A 22,730-nucleotide genomic window follows, 5' to 3' on the forward strand; every position below is an offset into this window, starting at 1 on the left:
CAAAATCTAGGGCACAATATTTGTTAGAGAGCCTATCCGCGGGAAGGAGAGAAGCAATGTCAGCACCTATCATCCGTCGCTTGACGAAAAGCGAGGCTGCGGCCGAGCTCAAGGAACTCGAATCCGAGATCGTGGGAGATCCGGAAGAGTTTGAAGAGCGTGCCTATAACTATGATCTGTCGCCGACTGAGATGGGTTTGTGGGAGCGCATCTCTGAGCTTCGTTGGTTGATTAAGGCTGCCGGTGGAAGCGGCCGATAAGCTCGAACCACTTGTGCGGGCTTTTCACAAGGAAATTGAACAGTCCCTCTCGTTCTTTTCGTCGACGAGCCCCAGTTTTGTCTTTACTGACCTTGACCGGAACATATCTGTGCGTCTTGACGAGGAAGAAAACGGTAGGCCGGGTATCGTCCCGCTCACGTCTTCGGGCTACGTCGTCCTCGGGATAAAACCAGAATTTAAATGTACCTGGGATGACAGCCTTTCGTTTCCTGCTATCGATCAATCAAGTTTTGCGATCTATCCTTACGCAAACACGCAGAGGCCTCCACTTTTCCGGGTTGAATACGATCGCGATCGGGGCCGTAAGAACCCGAGCGCACATTTTCATGTCCACGCTCATCGCGATGAGTTCACCCATTTGATGGGGTTTAGCGAGAAGCTCAACACGAAAAAGAACAAGAAAGTCCGCGAATTCCTTAAGAAGGCGCCCGCGATTTCTTCTTTTCATTTCACGAATGGGGGCACCGCTTTCGGCCCATTCTGGAAGACGTACTTGAGAGCTTGCGTCTCGAGTTCAACCTCGATGTGGACAACGCATTGTGGCAGGAACACCTCAAAACCGTGCGGCTCAAATGGCATTCGATCCAAACTGCCGCCGTTGTACGCGATAACCCAGCTGCTGCAGTGAAGGCTCTGCAGGAAGAATATGGATTGAAGGTCCCCGCTGAATGGGATTGCCCGCCAGCGAGGATCGACAAGATTAACCGAAGCTAGTCTTCATCGCGAGAAAGCTCCGAATACCTCGGCGCGAATTTCTCCATCTGTTCAATGACAAGCTTGATGGCCTCCGGCGCCTTGTCCGGTGGATACTTGTAGTCGCGTAGCAATCTGCGGACCGAGCGTCGTAGTTTCGCACGTACGTCATCGCGTACTGTCCAGTCGGTCTTTGCATCGCGACGCAGCATGGAAACGAGCTGGCGTGCGATTTCAGCAAGAACTTCGTCGTCCATGAGCTCGGTTGCGGATTCGTTTGTCGACACCGCGTCGAAGAAGGTGAGCTCGTCATTGCCTAGTGGCGGGGTGAATTGTTCACCGCGTTTGCTTTCCTTGACAATCTCCTTGGACAGGTGGATGAGTTCGGCGATGATTTCAGCGGCCGTGAGCTGCTGATTGGTGTACCGATTCATCAGCTCGGTGATCCGCTCGGAGAATTGCTTGGAGCGCAGCTCGTTGTTTCCTGTGGCGGTGCGGGCTTCCTGCTGGAGCTGGCGGCGCAACGCATCGATCAGCAACGAGACCTCAGAGGGGGATTGTTTGTCCTTGAACAGGTCGACGGTGAGATCCTGCAAGTTCGGAATCTCAATCCCGGCCTGGCGGTAGATGTCGATGACACCGGTGGCCTCAGCCGAATCAACGACCAGCTTGCCTAGGGCGTTGCGGATGGAGTCGCTAATCGGCTCGCCATTGGCCACGCGGTCGCCTGCATCGAGCTTGATGAGCCAGTTCTTGACCTCGGAATAGAACTGCACGCTCGGACGGAATTCATCGGCGGCCGGGCTGTTGGACGCAAGCGCCCATGCACGTGCGAGCCTTCCTGCCTGACGCTTGAACTCGTCCGCGACGGGACGCGCATTTGGCTTCTCGGGGTCGTAGTTGCCTTCGGTTCTTGGATTGCGAAGGAAACCAGTGACATCGAGCAAAGCACGACGAAGGTTGGTGTCATCGATGAAAGCGGTGTTCTTCCACTTGATTCCCACAATGTCGTCGAGACGAGCCAGGAATCCCTTCGCCAGAGTTAGTGCTTCCTCAACGTCCTGGCCTGTGACCTTGGTTCCGTCGTCGGAGGGGTTGAGCGTGAACTCAGCCAGCGCCTTCTCCAAGTTCTCCACCAACGGTGCGTAGGCGACAAGGAGGCCATCCTGCTTGTTTCGGAACGTGCGGTTGACGCGGGCGAGGGTCTGCATCAGCAGCGCGCTCTTGAGGGAGCGGTCAATGTAGAGCGTGTGCAGCGGCGGTGCGTCGAAGCCGGTGAGCATCATGGATTGGACGATGGCGATCTCGAGCTCATCGTCAACATCCTTGATGCGGTTCTTCACGGCCTTGAGCGCGCTCGGACGGCGCATGTGGACCTTGAGCTCATCCGGGTCGGACGGCGCGGCAGAGTAGATCACCTTGATCTTGCCCTTGTCATCGGCATCCGAATGCCACTCAGGGCGCAGCGCCACGATCTTGGAGTAGAGGCGTGCCGCAATGGAACGCGTGGCGGTGACAATCATCGCTTTGCCTGGGGCGCCGATGAATTCCCGCATGTTTTCGCGCCGGTCTTCCCAGTGGCGAACAAAGTCCTCAGCGAGCGCATCCAAGCGGTCGTCGGAACCGTAAATGATTTCCAACGCGGCGACGGAGCGCTGAATCCGGTCGCGCTCCACCTCGTCGAGACCCGTGAGTACTTCCTCGGCAGAGTCATCAATATCGTCATCCGTGATTCCAGCAATGCGCTTGAGTGGGATGAGGCGCGGCTCGAAGTAGACGGGCACCACGGCACCATCTTCGACGGCGCGGTTCATGTCGTAGACATCCACGTCGTCACCGAAGACCTTGCGCGTATCGCGGTCCCACTCCTTGAGCGGGGTACCGGTAAACGCCAGCATGGTGGCATTCGGCAACGCATTACGCAGGTGCTGTGCGTAACCATCAGCGGCGGTATCGCCAAAGCCATAGTGGGAACGGTGTGCCTCGTCGACGATGACCACGATGTTGCTCCGGTCAGAGAGCAACGGGTGCTCGGTCTCACGCAACTCACCCTGGCCGTTCAAGCCAAACTTCTGGAGGGTAGAGAAGTAGATGCCGCCGGAGGTTTTCTGCGACAGCAGCTCACGCAACTCAGCACGCGACTCGATATTGCGCGGTGCCTCCGGCAGGATGGTGGACCGGTTGAAGGTCTCGAAGAGCTGCTCATCTAGCTCGGTACGGTCATTGAGCACAATGACGGTCGGGCTGAGCATCTCGGACCGACGCATAATCTTGGCGGTGTAGAGCTCCATCTCCATGGACTTGCCGGCACCCGTCGTGTGCCAGATGACGCCAGCGCGCTTGTCGCCGCGCGCCGCCGTGATCGTGGAACCCACTGCCTTGGTCACCGCGAAGTACTGGTGCGGCTTGGCGATGCGCATTACTAGCCCCTCGGCGGTGTCATCGAACGCCGTGAAGTCGCTGTAGAGCTGTCCAAAACGCTCCACATTAAACAGACCATCAAGCAACAGGTCCAGCTGCGTGACCGGCTCGCCGGCCACAACCATGTTGTCGGATGGGACAGGACGGCCGTCCTCATCCACATTCCACGGCGCAAAGTGGTTCCACGGAGTAAACGGCGTTCCGTACTTGGCGCTGAGGTCATCCGAAGGAATCACAATATTGGCGAAGCGGAAGGCCATGCCGAATTCCTTGACGTACGTCTGCAGCTGGTTGTGGGCGCCTTCGATTGAGGTATTCGCGCCCGTTTTCTTCAGCTCGATAAACGCCAGCGGCATGCCGTTGACGTAGCAGACCACATCGAAGCGACGCTCGCCGTCCAGGTTCGCAACGGTGACCTGGTTGAGCGACAAATAGTCGTTCATGTGCGGCTGCGAGGACAGGAAGATGATGGTTGGGTTCTGGACGTTGCCCTCGTGGTCGATGTACTCGATACCGCGGTAGCCTTCCACCAGAATCTGGTGAATGCGCCTGTTCTCCGCAATCGCGGACTGCGACTTCGGCGTGATGACCTCACCGATCGCCTGGTCGAGGTACTCCTCCGGTACACCCGGGTTGAGGTTGCGCACGGCATTGCGCAGTCGCCCGCGCAGCACGATGTCATTCCACGTGTCGCGCTCGCCGGAGCCCGGCGCAAAGTCCGGGCCATGCCCAGACACCCACTCCAGTTCCGCCAGGTGGTCTTGAACAATGAGTTCGAGGGATTCTTCGCTCAGCATGAGCTTCTCCTTAAGGGTTGTAGGGGTAGGTTTGCTTAGCTTTCCGACGCCGCCATGCCCGCAACGTCCGCAGCCTCACCGACCGTGATGCGGCCGCTCATGAGGAGAGGAAGGAGCTCGTCGCGGGTGCGGGCGAGGACTTGGTTTTCGCGTAGAGCGTGCATTGCGCGTTCGTGGATGGGAGTGAGCTGCTGTTCGAGTTTTTCGGAGTCACGCAGCACAGGAATTACTGCGTTGTGAAGGTCAGACTTGTTAATACCAGCAAAGACAGTTCCACTGGATTGGTACGTTTCCCAGAGCTCAGGATGGCCCTTCAGCAGATAGAACAAGCCTAGATGCGATTGTTTCCCGCGAATTGCTGCGATGCCGCGGCCAATGACGCAGGGGCGTTCAGCGATATTTACTTCACCAATTGGTGCACGGACTGCAAACAGGATGTCGCCTTCTTGGGCAGTGCGCACGGCCTTCTCCGCAAAGACGCGTTCAGATGGAAAGAGCTCGCCAAAGTCACGCACGCCTTGGAAGAAAGGCTCACCAATACCTTCTTCATTCAGGAACTCTCCTTTGGGGGAAGAACCCATTGTGATGTCTGCGAGATTCTGCAGATGTTCAAGTTCTTTTGTCACGGCCTTCTCAACAAGGTTGATGTTTAGATGAGTGGCAATTTTGATAATGCGTGAATTTGCGGCGATTTTGTCGTCGAGTGCTTTCAAGACGGACGCGATCTTTTGTTGTTCGCGTATTTCGGGCAAAGAGAACTGGAAGTCCATCATTGCCGCAGCACTGAGATTCGGTTGTGCCGACTTGGAGTGAGCGTTGGCAAAAATAAACTGCTTCCATGCTGGGGAATTCAATACATATGAAACAAAGACTGGGTCGACGTCTGAGGTCTTTGGTCTGAATCGCACTAGATAAGAAGCGAAGACTGTTGGCTCGGTACCTCTAAAGAGATGGCTAGCCCCCACGGTTGCACCTGTTCTGGCTACAACGATGTCATTTTGTTTAAGTAGCTTTTTTCTCCGATCTTCGTCATCGATGTCGACGAAAGGTACACCGGAATAGTCAGTGAAGTTAACTATGTCAGTGATACGAAGGAAATGGGTGCCTGTAGGCTGTTCGGTCGCACTGGCGGTGACTCCGTAGTCAGACTCGCATACTTCTTTTAGCGAAACGATTTTTTTCATTACTTCAACCTCCCCAGCTGTTCGCGCACAACCTCGTCCAGGCGGGCGGCGTCGTCAAGCGTGGCGGTGAGCTCGCCGGTAAGCCGAGCGATCTTCTCGTCGATGGGCTCGTCGTCTTCTTCGGCCTCGGCGAAACCAACGTAGCGGCCGGGGGTCATGGCGAAGTCGGCATCGCGGATGTCGTCGAGGGAGGCGGACTTGCAGAAGCCGGCGATGTCTTCGTAGGCCTTGCCCTTTGGGGCGGAGGTGCGGCCGCGCCACAGGCGGTAGGTGTCGGCGATCTTCTGGATGTCCTCGTCGCTGAAGGTACGCTCCGTGCGGTCAATCATGTGGCCGAGCTCGCGGGCATCGATGAAGAGCACCTGGTTGGTGCGGTCGATGGTGCCCTTGGAACCGGCCTTCTTGTCCTTGGCGAAGAACCAGACGCAGACCGGGATCTGCGTGCCGCGGAAGAGCTGTGCAGGAAGTGCGATGACGCAGGAGACGATGTCGTCTTCCACCATGGCCTTGCGGATATCGCCTTCGCCGGAGGAGTTCGACGTCATCGTGCCGTTGGCCATGACAACACCGGCCTCGCCTTGAGGGGTGAGCTTGGAAATGATGTGCTGCATCCACGCGAAGTTCGCATTGCGCTTGGGTGGGACGCCGTACTTCCAGCGAGTGTCTTCCTCGTTGCGCGACCAATCCTTGATGTTGAACGGTGGGTTGGCCATGACGTAGTCCATCTGCTTGTCCGGATGGATGTCACGGGCGAAGGTGTCGGCCCAGCGCTCACCCAAGCCAGCAGAGCTAATGGCGTGGATGGCCAGGTTCATCTTGGCCATGCGCCAGGTGCGCTCATTGAGCTCCTGACCGTAGATGGCCAGAGCAGTGCGGTCCTTCTCCGTGGTTTCGAGGAACTTCTCTGCCTGCACGAACATGCCGCCTGAGCCACAGCAGGGGTCGTAAACACGACCCTGGGTCGGCTCCAGGATTTCTACGAGGGTACGTACGACAGGGCGGGGAGTGTAGAACTCGCCGCCACGCTTGCCCTCAGCACGGGCGAACTTCTCCAGGAAGTACTCGTAGACCTCACCCAGCAAATCGCGTGCGCGTTCTGGCCCCTCTGCGGTGAAACGCGTGGTGCTGAATAAGTCGATGAGTTCGCCCAAACGACGCTGGTCAACGCTTTCCGAGGCGAAGTTCGTGGGCAGGGTACCTAACAGTGACTCATTGTCCAGCATGAGCTGTTTCATCGCGTTATCGATGAGCTTGCCAATGGACTGGTACTCCTGGCCGGCGTCGGCCGACTTGCCTTTCGAGTTGTCACGTAGGAAGGTCCAACGAGCGATGGGGTCGACCCAGAAAACGTTCTTCTCACGGTAAGCGTCGATATCCTCCAGGTCTTCCTGGATGTACTCTTCGCTATCGCCGCGCTCCTCGCCTTCGGCACGCAGCTCCGCGCGACGGGCATCGAAAGCATCAGTGACGTATTTGAGGAACACCAGTCCTAGGACGATGTCCTTGTACTGGGAGGCGTCCATGGAGCCGCGCAGCTTGTCTGCTGCCTTCCACAGTGTGTCCTTGAGCTCTTTGAGGGTGGTGGCGGAGGCAGCCTCTACGTTCTGCTCATCCTTGACTGAGTTAGTCATTTTTCCTCCTTACATATAACGGTGTTTGTGTGTTTGAATGTTGAACTCTGTTATTAGCCTGGTGGGGATTGTGCACGAGATTCAGCGATGGTGACAGCACCGGTACCTATCGACATGACGAGGCCGTGCTCAAGTTCATCGAGGCTATGTAACTGTTCTAAGAGCTGCTGGCGTCGTGCGCGGAGCTGTTGCTCGACTGTGCTGAGGTGCTGCGCATTCTTGCGAGGCAATACGGGGAAGTACACCGATCCCAACTCGGAGGAGACAGCTTCGTTGATAGCCTTCTCTACGAGGTAGGGAATGCAGACCTGTTCCAAGGGAGTGTGGCTGCGTCCACGGAAGGTGCGGCATCGTAGTGCTTGAGCCGGTGCAGTGACTAGTTTGCCGCCTTCCTCATCGATGAGCGCGCGTGGTCTGGGGCTCTTGATGAAGACCACGTCCCCTGGTTCTGTGAGGGTGCCGCGCGGTGCAATGTCCTCCAACCGGAGACGATCGATGCAACGTGCGCCCTGTGGAATGCTCCCCAGAATTTCGGGTTCACCGATGAGTTCCAGTTTTGCTACTGCTTCGGGGGCGAGATCACGTTCGGCAATGCGGGAGCCGCTGAGTTTCTGCAGCACCCCAGTGCGAGCGTTGGTCGCGGCCTTCCACGGTAGGTACTCAAGGCGCGTTGCCCCCGATTCAGCGCGCATACCAATCTTTGGCTGCGCGTCCTCCAACCCTGCTGAACTGATGTCTAACCCTGCCTGATGTGCGGTGTGCATGAGATCGGCGGCGGAAGACGTCGACGTAGAAGAAAAGACCGAGTCATCGAGAGAATGAGTACGGCTGCGCCAGGCATCAGCGGCGCGAAGAATACGACCGCGGACAAAGGTGTGCTTGCGCGCTTCATCCGGTGTGGTGAGCATGGTTGCCCAGTCAGAGACGAGACCGGGTGTCTTAAGGTCCGGCACGTCAGCGATAACGGCAGCAGCATCGGCAGGGTTGCCTATGGCCTCGCGATTAGGGCGCTTGAGAATCCATAGTGCGCCCTGCTGCTGTCCGCGGTCCGGAAAAATGCCTCGGGGCAGCCGTGCGCTGTAACGCAGTGGTGCAATTGCGCCGGTTTCAGTCGGTGCGAGGAAACGCCGTCGGACGACCTCCGCTAAAGAGTCCTCGATAAGCATGTCTGCGGTGGAAATACAGAACATTGCGCCGCGTTCGTCCAAGTTGTCGAGCAAGTCCTGGAGGTGCTCGAAGTATTCGGTCGCATTTTTGAGAGGGGAAGGAGCGCCGAGGACGATGAGAGAATTTGTTGGGATCTCCTCGCTAGCGTCGATGAATTCCACGTTTCGGCACGCTAGTTCCGCCCAATAGAGAGAGTCTGGTGCGCAGTCCTTTCGGTATCCGATGTTGAGCGCCAGCGTTTCTTCGAGTTCCCGGGCGAGTCCAGTGACGAAACCTAGGCTGTATTCATCAGTAGGGATGATAGGTGGAGTTGGGTTTTCTAGCGTGAGGGCTTCCGATACTGCTTGCATAGCGCGGGAAGTAAAACGGGAAGAGAGTGTTACCTGGCGCTGAGCACTGAGGTCATCTGCAAGACGGGCGAGCGCGGCCGCGGGCCCGAAAGCCGCCTCGGCTACCTGCTCTGCTGCTTTTGCGATGTCAGCTTCAGGGGCATCAGAAGGAATGTTGTCTGCTGCGCGCTGGTACGCCGCAGCAAGAGAGTCGATTACTGCAGCAGAGGGCGAAAAATCCTGAGGGGAGGAAGCCGTGTTGCAGTTCAAAAGGCCCAACGCCGCGCGTGCCGGATTGCGGAGCAGCATTCGGTAGAGCGAAGAATAAAAGAGGGCATCTTCAACGGCTGTGTCGCGGCGGCCGAGCTTAGTTGCTCGCAGCCAGCCTTGAATTTCGGTGATGGCGTAGTAGGGGTGGCCATCATGTTCTCCGCAAGGGGAGGGGAAGGGCGCGATGGATTCTGAGTTAAAGCGCTGAATCCACTCGTTGACCGCGGGGCGCGTAACGCCGGTCAGCCGGGCGACATCGGCGAGTGTCAGTGTTGCGGTCACTTGAGGCCTCCTTTCATAGGGTAGTGATGGGGAATAGGGGCGAGCGGTCATCGATGATTGCTCTGTCCAATACGTTAAATGAACTCGATTAAAGTACCCAGCTTTTAGTCTGTTAATTATCCTGAAGGGGGCTTAAGGCCGATTAATTAATAATAAAATAGTGTTGCCCAAGAGTGGTTTGGTTTTCGCGGGGATCGGGCTTCAAAGTCGACATGTGCATGGTTATCGCCTCTGCGCTGAGCATGTTCGACAACAAGCTGGCTCCGTTCTGGAACGAGGGCAAGGCGCTTGAGCAGGAGTGCGGCCACTAAAACAGCTTGCCTGCTTCAATCCCCGCCGACGAGGAGCTTTGAATCTTCTTCGGCGGGCTTTTTGTGTCTGTACGCCGGCGCTTTGCCGGTTTACGCGTGTCGCGAGTCGGTGTTGAAACCGGTGGCAAATCTCCGTAAGGTTAACATTAGGTTAACAACCAGAGAACAGAAAGTAATTGGGTGAGTACCATGACGCATCTCAATGATCACCGCCTCGCGACCCTGCGCCAGGACCTCCACGACCTGTACGGCAACACTCACGCTGCCGCGGAAATCGACGCCGAGGTAGACGCGGCAATCGCGCGCCATACTGCCGGTGCAACGGTCGAAGAATTCATCCCTGTTCTGGTTGAACGCGAGGTAAAGGAATACTTCGGCGGGCACCGCATCCATGTCCGTTTCTCTGCTGGCACCAACCACGCCCTTGCGGAGAAGGTTGTTGAATTGACCAAGGAACAGGCCGGCGACGCCTTGCTTGCCGACGCCGCTCATTTCCACACCGAGGTTGATCCCAACAACCGCATGGTCAGCATGCCTGACTTCATCGTGTACCTAGGCCGCGACATCCCGCGCGACGAAGCAGGCAAGGACGTCAAGATTTGGGATATCGCTGCGGCCAATACGCCAGAGGAAGAGCGCGAACTTATCGATGACCTCGGCGCCCGCGTGCTTTACATGTTGGGCAAGCTGGGCATCGAGCCAGTAGGCGATAAGGCCCCTGTCGAGGCCTAATCTCCCAACTAGAAGCGATAGGTCGAGTGCCTCCGATTCTTCGCGCAGAGTTGATTCATCCGAGGGCGAAAGCAGATGACCTTCATCGAAAGATAGAAGGCTCTGCTTTTTAATAGATGGAGAATGCGAGCGCATTTATGGCCTTTTCGGTGCGGATTAATCGTCGTGCTCACGGCCAGATTGTGTTAAATGCGCGTCACTGCAGCCATGAATCCGTGTGGGAGCGAGGTTATCGGCCACAAACCACTAGGCTGTTTGACTGAATATTGTCATAAAACCGTTTGGAGAATCGAAGTAATCGTGACTGCCAACAATTCCTCCGCCAGCGCCGCTGGCAGCGAAACCCGCGTTTTCGAACCTGTTCAGCGAATCTTGCTGCCCAAGCGCGGCGAGCCTTTTGACGTCCGGATGCTCTATCTCATCGAGTCTGAGCAAAACCGCGAGCGCCTGAGCTGGACCAACCGCACCGCGGTGACGATTCCAGCGGGTGAAGAGGCTTCTTTCGAGACCTACTTCAACGCTTTCCCTGCCTCCTACTGGCGCCGCTGGTCCCAGCTGAAGTCCATCGTGCTCTCCCTCGAACTCGAAGGCCAAGCCAACGTCTCCATTTATCGCTCCAAGCAGGATGGTCAGCGCATCTCCGTGGCCAACCACCTGGTCGGCAGCGGTCACCACGACTTCGAACTGCCGCTGAAGAACTTCGAAGACGGCGGCTGGCTGTGGTTCGACATCACCGCAGAGAAGGAAACCGTCCTTTCTAATGCGGCATGGTGCGCTCCACATGAACCAGGCCCGCAGATTATGCCGGACGGTACGGAGATCCCGGCGTCGGAAAAGCGCGTTGCCGTGGGCATTCCTACCTTCAACCGCCCAACCGACGCCGTCGCAGCGCTGCAGGCTCTCGCCGAGGACCCAGTGGTCGACGGCATCATTGACTACGTTCTCATGCCGGACCAGGGCAACCAGCACCCAGCAGACGAGCCAGGCTACGAGCAGGCCGTCGAGCACTTCGGCCCGCGCTTCCGCGAGTTCCGTCAGGGCAACCTGGGCGGCTCCGGCGGCTACTCCCGCATCATGTACGAGGCGTTGGAGAACACCGATTCCCCGTTCATCCTCTACATGGATGATGACATCGCCATCGAACCGGACTCCATCCTGCGCGCAGTGCAGGCCGCGCGATACGCCGCCAAGCCGATCATCGTTGGCGGCCAGATGCTGAACCTGCAGGAGCGCTCCCAGCTGCGCACCACTGGCGAGCAGGTCAACAAACACGACTTCATGTGGGGCGGGGCCCCGCACGCGGTCTACGACCACGACTTCGCCAAGTACCCATTGCGCGCTATTGGTGACGCCCAGTCGCACCTCGACCCACGCAAGTACGACTCCCGTGCTCTCCATCGCCGCGTCGATGTCGAATACAACGGCTGGTGGATGTGCCTCTTCCCGCGCGTCGTAGCTGAGACCAACGGCCAGCCGCTACCACTGTTTATCAAGTGGGATGACACCGAGTACTCCCTGCGCGCAGCCGCTAACGGCTTCCCAACTGTCACCTGGCCGGGGGCCGCAATCTGGCACATGGCGTGGGCGGACAAGGACGACGCCATCGACTGGCAGGCGTACTTCCACCTGCGCAACCGCCTCATCGTCGCTGCGATGTACCACGACGGCGACGTCAAGGGCATTACGAAGTCCATCTTCAAGTCCACCCTCAAGCACACGATGTGCATGGAGTACTCCACCATGGCTATCCAGCTGGAAGCTATGAAGGACTTCCTCGCCGGCCCGGATCGCCTCTTCGACATCCTGGAATCCTCCCTGCCGCGCATCGCGGAAATCCGCAAGAACTACTCCGATGCCGTCATCATCGAATCCGCCGACCAACTGCCGGCTCCGACCGGCGCGCCGGGCGTGCCGACCCGCAACATCGGCGGCCGCCTCGGCAAGGTCAAGAAGCTGCCATGGCTGCTCAAATCCGCGAAGCACCTTGTCACCAAGGAAGACCGCGCGCACCACGAGGCGCCGCAGCTCAACCTCACCCCCGACGAGGCGCGCTGGTTCACTCTGTCCCGCGTGGACTCCGCAACAGTTTCCACCGCCGGCGGTACCGGCGTGGCCTTCCGCAAACGCGACCGCGATCTGGCCACCGACCTCGTCAAGCAGACCCGCGGCCTGCTCAAGGAGATCGAGGAGAACTTCGATGATCTGAAGGCGCAGTATCGCGCCGCGATGCCGGAGCTGACTTCCCGCGAATCCTGGAGGAAGGTATTCGATGCCCAGTAAGCTTTCTGTAGCTGAATCACACGTTCTGGAAAGCATCCAGAACGCAGCTTTCGACGTCCCTGGAGTTGTACCTGCCGCCCGCGGCTTGAGCCACCTTGGCGAGCACGCCCTCGGCTGGATGGGTGCTTCCGCAGTGATGTACGCGGTCAACCATGATGACAAGGCGCGGCGTCGCCAGTGGGCATACGTAGGCGTGGGTGCATTTACAGCCCACGCGGCGAGCGTTGTAATCAAGCGCATCGTGCGCCGCAAGCGCCCTGACTACCCCTACGTTCGCGTCGGCGTGGGCACCCCGTCCAAGCTGTCGTTTCCGTCCTCGCACTCGACGTCGACAACCGCGTTCCTCGTGGGCGTCGCACACCTAACCGGCAATCCGTTGCCGCTCCTTGGTGTGCCTGTGATGATGGCTTCGCGTATGGTGCTCGGAGTGCATTACCCAACGGATACCGCGGTTGGAGCTGCGATCGGTGCAGTCACCGCAGAGGCATTAACCCGCTATGAAAGGAAGACCGCGTGAGCGAGACACACCACGAAGACGGTTCGCAGCGGGTATTCCACTCTGAACCGCATACCTCAGGCATCGACACCGGCCGCAAGCGTAAGCCGCCGAAGAACCTCGTCGACGGAATGATCAAGGCGCTGCGCCCAAAGCAGTGGGTTAAAAACGTCCTCGTCCTCGCCGCTCCAGCAGCAGCGGGTGCGGACGCACTGTTCCATTCGCGCGTGCTTCTCGACGTCCTCCTTGCCTTCATCGTCTTCTGCATGGGCGCGTCCTCGATTTACCTCATCAATGACGCTCGCGACGTCGAGGCTGACCGGGCTCACCCGACCAAGCGCTTCCGTCCCATCGCGGCCGGCGTGCTGCCGGTGGGCCTGGCGTATGCGATGGCAGCGCTGCTCATTGTCGGTTCCATCGGCTTGTCCTTCTTGGCCACCGCTGGCCCACAGCTGGCAATCGTGATGGCTGTGTACATCGCTTTGCAGCTGGGCTACTGCTTTGGCTGGAAGCACATGCCGGTCATCGACATCGCGCTGGTTTCCTCCGGCTTCATGTTGCGCACAATGGCCGGTGGCGTGGCAGCGGGCATCGTGCTTTCCCAGTGGTTCCTGTTGGTGGCGGCATTCGGTTCGCTGTTCATGGCTTCCGGTAAGCGTTACTCGGAGATTCTTTTGGCCGAGCGCACTGGTGCGAAGATCCGTAAGTCCCTCGAGGGCTATACGCCGACCTACCTACGCTTTGTCTGGACCCTTGCGGCTACCGCTTTGGTTATGTCCTACTCGCTGTGGGGCTTCCAGCTTTCCAACGCCGCTGATGGCCCAGCTGGCGTCTGGTACCAGGTTTCGATGGTTCCATTTACGATTGCCGTGCTGCGCTATGCTGCCGACGTCGACCGCGGCAATGGCGGCGCACCTGATGAAATCGCGCTCGAGGATCGTGCCTTGCAAGTACTCGCCCTTTTGTGGCTGGCTTGTATCGCAATGGCGGTTTATATTATCCCAATGTTTTAACGCCGTGAGCGCCGCGAATACGGTCAAATCTAAAGGGGGATGTTAAACTTTTTCCCCATGAATAACACTGATAACAGGAATCTGCTTCGGTATAGCGCCGTTGCGTCAGCTCTTGTTATTGGTGTTTTTGCGTTTTGGGGTGGCTTCGCCCGCCGGTGGATTTCCGATGACGGCCTCATAGTCCTGCGCACGGTCCGCAACCTGGAAGCTGGGAATGGCCCAGTCTTTAACGCCGGTGAGCGAGTAGAAACCAATACCTCGACGCTGTGGCAATACCTCATCCTTCTCGTGCGATGGGTAACAGGTGCGGATCTGTCAGGTATCGCCATCTACTTGGGCTTGTTCTTCTCTGTCGCCGCGATGTTCATCGGCGCTTGGGCTACGAGCAGGGCCCACCGCACTGCCGTTCTAGCTCCAGCGGGCAGCCTCGTTTATCTAGCGCTACCGCCCGCGCGTGACTTCTTTACGTCCGGTCTCGAATGGGGATTGTCCATCTTCTATCTGGCGGTGCTGTGGTGGATGTTGGTCAAGTGGTCCCGCGGCGTCGACAATGCAAAAGAGTGCGCTAGTGACTCTATGCCGTACTGGCTAGCGCTGTGGGCGGGCATTTCCTGGCTTGTTCGACCTGACCTTGCCCTTTATGGCGGCCTGGTGGGACTTTTGCTGCTCGCTACCCACCGTGGGTGGAAAGCCTGGCTAGGAATCTTGGCCTCCGCGCTGCCCTTGCCGGGCGCATATCAGATTTTCCGCATGGGCTACTACGGCCTTTTGACTCCCCACACTGCGGTGGCTAAGTCGGCGTCGGAAGCTGCATGGAGCCATGGTTTCCGCTACCTTGGTGACTTCGCCCTCCCTTATGCCCTCTATATTCCACTCCTCGTGTTGGGCGGCTGGGCCCTGTGGACCTATCGCTCTAGCCTGCGCCCAACGCGGCTTCGCTCCCAAGCCAGCATTACATACTTGTTGGTGGGCGCAGCGGTTTTGCACTTTGTCTACATCTTGCGCGTCGGCGGGGACTTCATGCATGGTCGGATGCTCTTGCTACCGCTTTTTGCGATGTTGCTGCCAGTGTTTGTCCTCCCGTTGCGCTCCGCAGCGTCTATCAGTGCGGCACTCTTTTGCGCAGTTTGGTCCGTGGTGATTATCCTGCGCGGGCACCCCACGGATTGGAATACCTACCAAGGGAAAATCAATATTGTCGATGAGCGCGACTTCTGGACCTATTCCGTCAAGCGGGAACCAGGCGATCCGCCTCGCTCTGAGAGGGACTTCCTTCCTATGCGGCAAATGGAGGCCTACCAAGAGGGCATCGATGATCTTGAAAAAGGTGATGCTCTCGCTGTTCTATATGCGCTTCCACGCGAGGAGAACAAGTATGCGTGGAAAGGCGTTGCTCGCGAACCCGGCCGGGACGAGCCGCCTACTTTGTACTTCATCAACATGGGCATGACTTCGATGAATGCCCCGTTGGACGTGCGCGTGCTCGATAACATTGGCTTGGCGACGCCCCTCGCCGCCCGCCAGCCACGCATAGAAAACGGACGGATTGGCCATGACAAGGACCTGCCTTCGTACTGGCAGGCTGCTTTGACGGGCGTGGATATCGATTCGCTGCCACAGTGGTACGACAAGAAGGAAACTGCTAAGGCTCGTCAGGCGTTGCAAACGTCAGATTTCCAAAAGCTCTTTGCGACCTATAAAGACCCGCTTGATGCACACCGTTTCTTTGAAAACATCAAGTTTGCATTGACGGATGGGCGGACTCTGACTTTTTCGGCGGATCCTGACGATTACCTTGTGAAATAGCGGAGAGTTTTCCCAAACTTCGGCGTGTCGCCACCTATAGATGGATCGGCCACCGTAGTGCGCGGGGGGTACAAGGTGGGAGAAATCGGGCTGCGTGGGTTAAGCTGCTAAAGATTCCTCGTTATATTTCCGTGACGTTAACGTTTAGACATGTGGCGACGATAAGTGTGAATAGCACTAAAAATTTTTCTTGATCTCGAAGTTGAGAAGTACAAAAGGAGAGACATGACTGCACTGAGTTCGGGTCTCAAAGCGCGTGTACTCACAGTGGTAATGACCGTTGCGGTCGCGCTTGGCCTCGTCGTAGCTACAGGCACCCAAGAAGCCGAGGCAGCAAACCGTGACTGGCTGCGTCCCGATGCCACCGGTTCTTGCGAATGGGACGGCGTGGGTTGGTGGGTTCAGCGTTGTGACGTTTGGTCGCCAGCAATGGGCCGCAACATCCCAGTCCAGATCCAGCCTGCGAAAAACGGCGGCAACGCTGGCCTGTACCTGCTTGACGGCTTGCGTGCTACCGACAGTACCAATGCTTGGGTTAACGATGTGAATGCTGCCCGTACCTACGAGCCTCACAACATCACCCTGGTTATGCCGGTTGGTGGCGCAGGTTCTTTCTATGCTGACTGGAACGGCCCGGCTACCTATGACTTGGTTGCGCCGACCAACTACCAGTGGGAAACCTTCCTGACCTCTGAGCTGCCGGGCTACTTGGAGCGTAACTTCGGCGTTGCCCGCAATAACAACTCGATCGCTGGCCTGTCCATGGGCGCCACCGCTGCCATCACCTTGGCTGGTAAGCACCCGGATCAGTTCCGCCAGGTACTGTCCTTCTCCGGCTACCTGACCACCACCTTGCCAGGTGCGCAGACCTTCATGCGCCTCGCGCTTCTCGACGCCGGCGGATTCAACATCAACGCAATGTACGGTTCGCTGTTTAACCCGCGTCGCTTCGAAAACGATCCTTTCTACCAGACCGATCGTCTGCGCAATACTGACGTGTACATCTCTGCTGCAACGGGCATTCCGGGTGCCGGTGACGCTGGTTATCTCCCGCAGCACCAGCTTTCTGGCGCGGTCCTGGAGATGTTCTCACGTGCAACCACCCGCATGTGGGAGGCTAAGGCTCGTGCAACTGGTCTGCGCGTGACCACCAACTACCCGATGCAGGGTCTGCACAACTGGGCACAGTTTGGCTACCAGCTGGAGCAGTCCAAGCCGCAGGTTCTCAACGTGATGAACGCTTGGTAAACGCCAAGGAGAGTATCTAGCGAAGCTCTAAACAAGCCGGCCGTAGGAATTCCTACGGCCGGTTTTGTGGTTTTGGGCGTGTTCCTCTTCCAAAAGTCTCAAGTTCAACTTAAACTTGAGCGCACAATAGACAGCACTTCGTGGCCTAGTAGCGTCGTCCGGAGGAGGGGAACCTTCGGAAACCGTATTACTAGGGCGCTCCCTCGACATACCTACAAGGACTCATCCATGCGTAAAAATGCGTCTGCCCCTAACCTGCGCTCTCCAGGTTCCCCGACCAAGGCTCGCAAGGGTCTGGCCATCGCAGCTCTGCCAACCGCTGTAGCAGTTGGCCTCGCTCTCCTGCCGAACGCAACCGCTCAGTCTTCTCTCGGAGCCTTGACCCAGAACTTGGGAAGCTCCGGTCTTTCCGACTCCTTCGCACCGAGCAACCCGCCGCAGCGTACTCCGCTCAACACCGAGTACCCGACCATCGAGGGTCTGCCGGAGGGCGTTGCTGTCTCCCGTGTGGAGTACCTCTCCAATCGCCACCTCAAGGTCTACATCAAATCCGCAGCTATGCCGGATAAGGAGCAGATTGTTCAGATTCAGCTCGCCCGCGACTGGTACTCCAACCCGGAGAAGAAGTTCCCGGAGGTCTGGGCACTCGACGGCCTGCGTGCGCGCGACGATGAGTCCGGCTGGACCATCGAGACCAACATCCTGAGCCAGTACGCTGACCGCAATGTTAACGTCATCATGCCTGTTGGCGGCGAGTCCTCCTTCTACTCCGACTGGCAGCAGCCGGACAATGGCCGTAACTACAAGTGGGAATCCTTCCTGACCAAGGAACTCGTGCCAATCCTGGATAAGGCATACCGCTCCAACCAGAAGCGCGCCATCACGGGTATCTCCATGGGCGGTACGGCAGCCGTCAACTTGGCGGAGCGCAACCCGCACCTGTTCCAGTTCGTCGGTTCCTTCTCCGGCTACCTGGACACCACCACCCGGGGCATGCCAGAAGCAATTGCTGCAGCACAGATGGATGCAGGCGGATTTAGCTCCACCAACATGTGGGGCCCGCACTACTCGCAGGACTGGATCGACCACGACCCGAAGCTGGGTATCGAAGCCCTCAAGGACATGAAGGTCTACGTTTCCTCCGGCTCCGGCAAGGACGACTACGGCAACCTCTCCTCCGTGGCCAAGGGCCCGGCTAACGCTGCAGGCGTCGGTCTCGAGGTCATTTCCCGTATGTCCACCCAGACCTTCGTGGATTACGCCAAGCGTGCAGGGGTGCCGGTCGTGACACGCTTCCGCCCATCCGGCGTCCACAGCTGGGAATACTGGCAGTTCGAGATGAACGAGGCTTGGCCAACCATCGCTGACGCCCTCGGCATCCCGAAGGAAGACCGCGGTGCAGACTGCACCCCGATCGGCGACATCGCAAAGGTGACCGAGTCCGGAATTATCGGCGAATGCCTTAACAACGAATACGACGTCGCAGGCGGCAAAGCTGAGGACTTCCAGGCTGGCACTGCCTACTGGCACCCAGAAACCGGCGCTCACGCCATCTTTGGCCGCATCGGCGCCCGCTACTCCGAGATCGGCGGCCCGACCTCTTGGCTGGGCTTCCCAACCACCGGCGAAGAGAAGACCCCAGACGGCAAGGGACGCTTCGTTCACTTCCAGCACGGCTCCATCTACTGGACCGCCGAGACCGGTGCCTGGGCAATTCCTGCCGACATGGTGAAGGCATGGGGCGAAAACGGCTACGAAAACGGCGACCTCAAGTACCCGACCGCTGCAGTGGTCAAGGTCGGCGAAGGCTACGCTCAGGAATTCCAGAATGGTGTCCTGACCCGTAACCCAGACGAGTCCAACTCCGTGGTCCATGGTGCAATCGGCGCCAAGTACAAGGAGCTGGGTGGCCCTGCCTCCAAGCTAGGCTTCCCGAAGGGTGGCGAAAAGCCAGTCAAGGGCGGCTTCTTCCAGGAATTCGAGCACGGCAACATCTACTGGTCCGCAAACAGTGGGGCGCACTACATCCTCTACGGAGACATCATGGACGAGTGGGGTAAGCGCGGCTTCGAGCAGGGCGAGTTCGGCTGGCCAACCACCGATTACACCGAAATCGCAGCGGGCGGCCTTTCCCAGGACTTCCAACACGGTGTAATCCGGCAAATCATGGGCACCGTTCAAGTGGAGAAGAAGTAACCATGCGCATCAAGGTTCCCGCGGCGTGTGCAGCCGTGATGGCTGCCGCGCTTACGCTGGGCGCTTGCGGTTCCGCCACGGTCGAAAGCACGGACGATCCAACGGACACCAAGGTAGCCCCGCTTGAGCGTTCCGCAGCCCCAACTTCCGACGCCGCGTCGAGCTCGGCGGCTTCGGAGACGGCGTCGTCAAGCGCATCTGCGTCCCGCGCGCCGGCTTCCGACGCCCCGGAAGATAGCGGTGCGCGTGAAATCTCTGCCATCCCAACCCCGGAACAAAGCCAGGGTCCTGAGCGGGAATTCATAGCCGCTGTCCAGAAAGCGGGAGTAAACACGGATGGTGCCGAAGACCAGATCATCGGCGCCGGCCAAGCGGCATGCCGCGAAGGCGATGCCGTGACCATCCCCGCAGTGGCAGGTCAGCTCATCGAGCAGGGCCGTGCCACACTGCCGCACGAAGAGCTCACCGCTGTCCTGACGGACCAGGCGCGCGGCACCCTGTGCGCTAACTAAGATAGAGAAGTTTTTATGCGTAAAACACTTACGGTTGTTGCCGTACTCGTCGTACTTGCTGTCATCGGCGCTGGCGCGGTTCATTTCTTCAACTCCAATCAGGCACAGGAGAAGAACAACCTCGGTGAGCCGGCACCAGAGTCCGGGGAAGTCGAGGCCCCCGCGCAACCCGACTGGTGCCCGCGCGTAGAAGTTATCTCTGCTCCTGGCACGTGGGAATCCAAGGCCGATGATGATCCCATCAATCCGACCGCAAATCCCAATTCCTTCATGCTCTCCATCAGCAACCCGCTGAAGGAGGCTTATGTGCCGGAGGACGTAAAGGTCTGGACGCTGCCGTACACGGCGCAGTTCAAGAACATCAACGCCCAGCAGGAGATGAGCTACGACGAATCCCGCGATGAGGGAACCTCCCGCATGGAGGGCGAGCTCATCACGATGCATGAAACATGCCCGGCTACCAAGTTCATCATTGCGGGCTTCTCGCAGGGAGCGGTGATTGCTGGCGACGTCGCTGACCGTATCGGTGGCGATAACGGTCCGATTCCGGCGGATGCTGTCGCCGGCGTTGCTCTGGTGGCCGATGGTCGCCGGCAGGATGGCGTGGGTCAGAACCCTGGCGTGCACGTGGCGGGCGTGGGCGCGGAAATTGCTCTGGAGCCGCTCAACATGCTGATTCAGGGCATCGTTCCGGGTGCTACCATGCGGGGTCCGCGTGCAAATGGCTTCGGTTCTTTGGCGGACCGCACGTTCCAGATTTGTGCGCCGGATGACTCTATTTGCGATGCGCCACTCGACGGCCTGAACGGGCTTGAGCGCGCCCGCGGCCTCATTGAAGCAAACGGCGTGCACGCGATGTATGCCACGAACCCGAACGTGATTCCGGGCACCACGGCGAACCAATGGGTTACCGATTGGGCGCGGGAAATTATCGATAACACCTAGAAAAATCTGCGTGATGTAACGTATGAGACCTTGGCCCTGATATTTTTAATGTCAAAAGTAAACAATCTAAACCCAAAAGGAGATTAGATGGACCTCAATGCGTTGATTGGCCAGTTCTTTGACGAGAAGGGGCAAATAGCTCTTCCGCCACATCTGACCTTGGCAGGACTCAGTGAGCATGTCTATGGAATGGAAAAGCAGGCTGGGGTTCCGGATCGTCCGGTTCTACGCCAGTGGGTTTACTCCGAAGATCCAAACGGCGTTCCACGCGACTTCACGCGTTCCCAGGTCAACACTCGCATCAAGGTCGTGGCTGCGCGCTTGCAACAAGTCGGCGCAATGGGGGACCGCGTGGCAATTCTTGCCGGCAATTCCCCGGAGTACATTTTCGGCTTCATGGGGGCGATGTATGCGGGTATGACTCCGCTGCCTTTGTATGACCCGAACGAGCCAGGTCATACTGATCATCTGCGAGCCGTATTCGGTGATTCGAATCCATCCATCGTGTTGACGAACAACGTCTCTGCTGCGGCCGTGCGCAAGTACTTTGCCGACCGTCCGTCTGCGGAGCGCCCGCGCGTTATCTCTATTGATTCGCTGCCGGACTCTTTGGCGGCGTCGTGGGTGAATCCGTTGGAGACCGAGGCTGGCCAGGCCGCTGCTGCGAACCTGCAGGGCGCACCTATCGATCAGCCGGCGTTCCTGCAATACACTTCTGGTTCCACGCGAACTCCGGCGGGCGTGTTGCTGACGAATCGCTCCATCATGACCAATGTTCTGCAGATTTTTGCCGCAGTGCAGCTCAAGCACCCATCGCGAATTGTTTCTTGGCTGCCGATGCACCACGACATGGGCATTATCCTGGCTTCCTTTGTCACTATCATGGGACTCAACTTCGAGATTATGACTCCGCGTGACTTCGTGCAGCAGCCGAAGCGCTGGGTACGCCAGATCAGCCGACAGCCGATGGATGAGAACTTCGCCGCCACTTACTCGGTGGTGCCGAACTTCGCGCTCGAGCTCGCGGCTCGCTACGGTGCGCCGGAGGCGGGCGAGGAACTTGATTTCTCCAATGTCGATGGAATCATCATCGGTTCCGAGCCAGTTACCGAAACCGCGGTGGAGAGCTTCTTGGAGGTATTTAGCACTCTCAATCTTAAGCGCGAGGTGTTGCGTCCGTCCTATGGCTTGGCAGAGGCGTCGCTCATGGTGTCTACCCCGCAGGTGGGCGAGCGCCCGTTGATTTCTCACTTCGATCGCGAGCAATTAGCTGCTGGCAAGGCGGTCATTTCAGAAAAGTCTGCGGACACTGTAGCTTTCGCGTCGAATGGTCAGACGGTTCCGGTCCAGTTCCTGACCATCGTGGACCCGGAGACACGGGCAGAGCTTGGCGACGCCCAGATCGGCGAGATCTGGCTGCACGGCGAAAACATGGCTGCGGGCTACTTGGGTCGCGAGGATGAGACCGCCTCCACTTTCCACAACACTTTGGGGGAGCGCCTCGCCGAGGGCTCCCGCGTGGAAGGGGCCCCAGATGACAACAATTGGATGGCCACGGGAGACCTCGCTACCATCGTGGATGGCCAGCTCTACATCACGGGCCGTCTCAAGGATCTCATTGTGGTGGCAGGTCGCAACCACTATCCACAGGATATCGAGGGCACCGTCCAAGAGGCGTCCGAGCACGTGCGCCCTGACTCCGTGGCTGCCTTCTCCGTGGAGGGCGACAACACCGAGCAGCTGGTGCTGCTCATCGAGCGCGCTGACAACGCTGACCCGTCTGGTGACGAAGCTGCAACTGAAGTTGTCCGTACCGCCGTCTCGAAGCACCATGGTCTGACTCCGGATATCATCCGTTGGTTCGGTGCGAACGAAATCAACCGCACCTCCTCGGGCAAGATCGCTCGCCGAGTGGCGAAAAAGCACTTCGAAGCCTAACTTCTTCTAGTCCCCCTTGTTCCCGCGTGCGCAAGCTCGGTGGGAGAAGGGGGACTTTTGTGTCTCTTGGGCAGCTGCCTAGCGCAGGTGAGTTGTAAACGTGACGGAAGTTAACAAAATGAGACAATGAACCGATATATATTGCATGCGCCGATTTGTGCTGCGCAAAAACTTCCCAATTAAAGAAAGCTAAATTAG

General features: G+C 58.2%; 16 protein-coding genes. 12 read left to right on the forward strand and 4 right to left on the reverse strand.

Annotated elements, in window-relative coordinates; genetic code table 11:
- The first annotated feature begins 56 nt into the window (after positions 1-56).
- A complete protein-coding gene (locus tag HMPREF0308_RS05355; protein ID WP_005529467.1) occupies positions 57-260 on the forward strand; it encodes a hypothetical protein in 204 nt (67 codons plus the stop codon).
- Positions 244-909: a hypothetical protein gene (locus HMPREF0308_RS05360; RefSeq protein WP_034657041.1), complete on the forward strand. Its 666-nt coding sequence runs from the start codon at positions 244-246 to the stop codon at positions 907-909. Before HMPREF0308_RS05355 ends, HMPREF0308_RS05360 begins: the two co-directional genes overlap by 17 nt.
- Before the next feature lie 82 nt (positions 910-991).
- Here the strand turns inward: HMPREF0308_RS05360 and HMPREF0308_RS05365 are convergent, their stop codons facing one another.
- Genes HMPREF0308_RS05365 through HMPREF0308_RS05380 form a run of 4 tightly spaced genes read right to left on the reverse strand, consistent with a single transcriptional unit; the run spans position 992 to position 9,055 of the window.
- Positions 992-4,192: a type I restriction endonuclease subunit R gene (locus HMPREF0308_RS05365; protein WP_005529470.1), complete on the reverse strand. Its 3,201-nt coding sequence runs from the start codon at positions 4,190-4,192 to the stop codon at positions 992-994.
- Positions 4,193-4,227: 35 nt separating this feature from the next.
- Entirely contained in the window at positions 4,228-5,376 is a 1,149-nt protein-coding gene (locus tag HMPREF0308_RS05370; RefSeq protein WP_005529471.1) for a restriction endonuclease subunit S, read from the reverse strand.
- Complete coding sequence (locus tag HMPREF0308_RS05375) at positions 5,376-7,007, reverse strand: class I SAM-dependent DNA methyltransferase (RefSeq protein ID WP_005529472.1); 1,632 nt, start codon at positions 7,005-7,007, stop codon at positions 5,376-5,378. The genes HMPREF0308_RS05370 and HMPREF0308_RS05375 overlap by 1 nt, the downstream gene beginning before the upstream one ends.
- Before the next feature lie 53 nt (positions 7,008-7,060).
- Entirely contained in the window at positions 7,061-9,055 is a 1,995-nt protein-coding gene (locus HMPREF0308_RS05380; RefSeq protein ID WP_005529473.1) for a hypothetical protein, read from the reverse strand.
- Positions 9,056-9,555: 500 nt separating this feature from the next.
- Here HMPREF0308_RS05380 and HMPREF0308_RS05385 point away from each other — a divergent pair, with 500 nt between their 5' ends.
- From HMPREF0308_RS05385 to HMPREF0308_RS05430, 10 genes are all read left to right on the forward strand, one after another.
- Positions 9,556-10,098: a three-helix bundle dimerization domain-containing protein gene (locus HMPREF0308_RS05385; RefSeq protein ID WP_005529474.1), complete on the forward strand. Its 543-nt coding sequence runs from the start codon at positions 9,556-9,558 to the stop codon at positions 10,096-10,098.
- Between the two features lie 300 nt (positions 10,099-10,398).
- The gene (locus HMPREF0308_RS05390; protein WP_034657046.1) at positions 10,399-12,378 is read left to right on the forward strand and encodes a glycosyltransferase; all 1,980 of its coding nucleotides are present in this window, start codon (positions 10,399-10,401) and stop codon (positions 12,376-12,378) included.
- The gene (locus HMPREF0308_RS05395; protein WP_005529478.1) at positions 12,368-12,895 is read left to right on the forward strand and encodes a phosphatase PAP2 family protein; all 528 of its coding nucleotides are present in this window, start codon (positions 12,368-12,370) and stop codon (positions 12,893-12,895) included. The genes HMPREF0308_RS05390 and HMPREF0308_RS05395 overlap by 11 nt, the downstream gene beginning before the upstream one ends.
- Complete coding sequence (locus HMPREF0308_RS05400) at positions 12,892-13,887, forward strand: decaprenyl-phosphate phosphoribosyltransferase (protein ID WP_005529480.1); 996 nt, start codon at positions 12,892-12,894, stop codon at positions 13,885-13,887. The genes HMPREF0308_RS05395 and HMPREF0308_RS05400 overlap by 4 nt, the downstream gene beginning before the upstream one ends.
- 57 nt (positions 13,888-13,944) lie before the next feature.
- A complete protein-coding gene (locus HMPREF0308_RS05405) occupies positions 13,945-15,693 on the forward strand; it encodes an arabinofuranosyltransferase AftB family protein (RefSeq protein ID WP_034657116.1) in 1,749 nt (582 codons plus the stop codon).
- Positions 15,694-15,918: 225 nt separating this feature from the next.
- Positions 15,919-16,941, forward strand: a complete 1,023-nt coding sequence (locus HMPREF0308_RS05410; protein WP_005529483.1) for an alpha/beta hydrolase — start codon at positions 15,919-15,921, stop codon at positions 16,939-16,941.
- A gap of 228 nt (positions 16,942-17,169) precedes the next feature.
- Positions 17,170-19,137: an alpha/beta hydrolase-fold protein gene (locus HMPREF0308_RS05415; protein WP_005529485.1), complete on the forward strand. Its 1,968-nt coding sequence runs from the start codon at positions 17,170-17,172 to the stop codon at positions 19,135-19,137.
- 2 nt (positions 19,138-19,139) lie between these two features.
- Positions 19,140-19,649 carry a DUF732 domain-containing protein gene (locus tag HMPREF0308_RS05420; protein ID WP_005529487.1) on the forward strand — a complete coding sequence of 170 codons (510 nt, stop codon included), beginning with the start codon at positions 19,140-19,142 and terminating at the stop codon, positions 19,647-19,649.
- Positions 19,650-19,664: 15 nt separating this feature from the next.
- Positions 19,665-20,594, forward strand: coding sequence for a cutinase family protein (locus tag HMPREF0308_RS05425; RefSeq protein WP_005529489.1), 930 nt, complete (start codon positions 19,665-19,667; stop codon positions 20,592-20,594).
- Positions 20,595-20,681: 87 nt separating this feature from the next.
- The gene (locus HMPREF0308_RS05430) at positions 20,682-22,532 is read left to right on the forward strand and encodes a FadD32-like long-chain-fatty-acid--AMP ligase (protein WP_005529491.1); all 1,851 of its coding nucleotides are present in this window, start codon (positions 20,682-20,684) and stop codon (positions 22,530-22,532) included.
- Positions 22,533-22,730 lie beyond the last annotated feature (198 nt).

Source organism: Corynebacterium striatum ATCC 6940 (genome assembly GCF_000159135.1).
Lineage (GTDB): Bacteria > Actinomycetota > Actinomycetes > Mycobacteriales > Mycobacteriaceae > Corynebacterium > Corynebacterium striatum.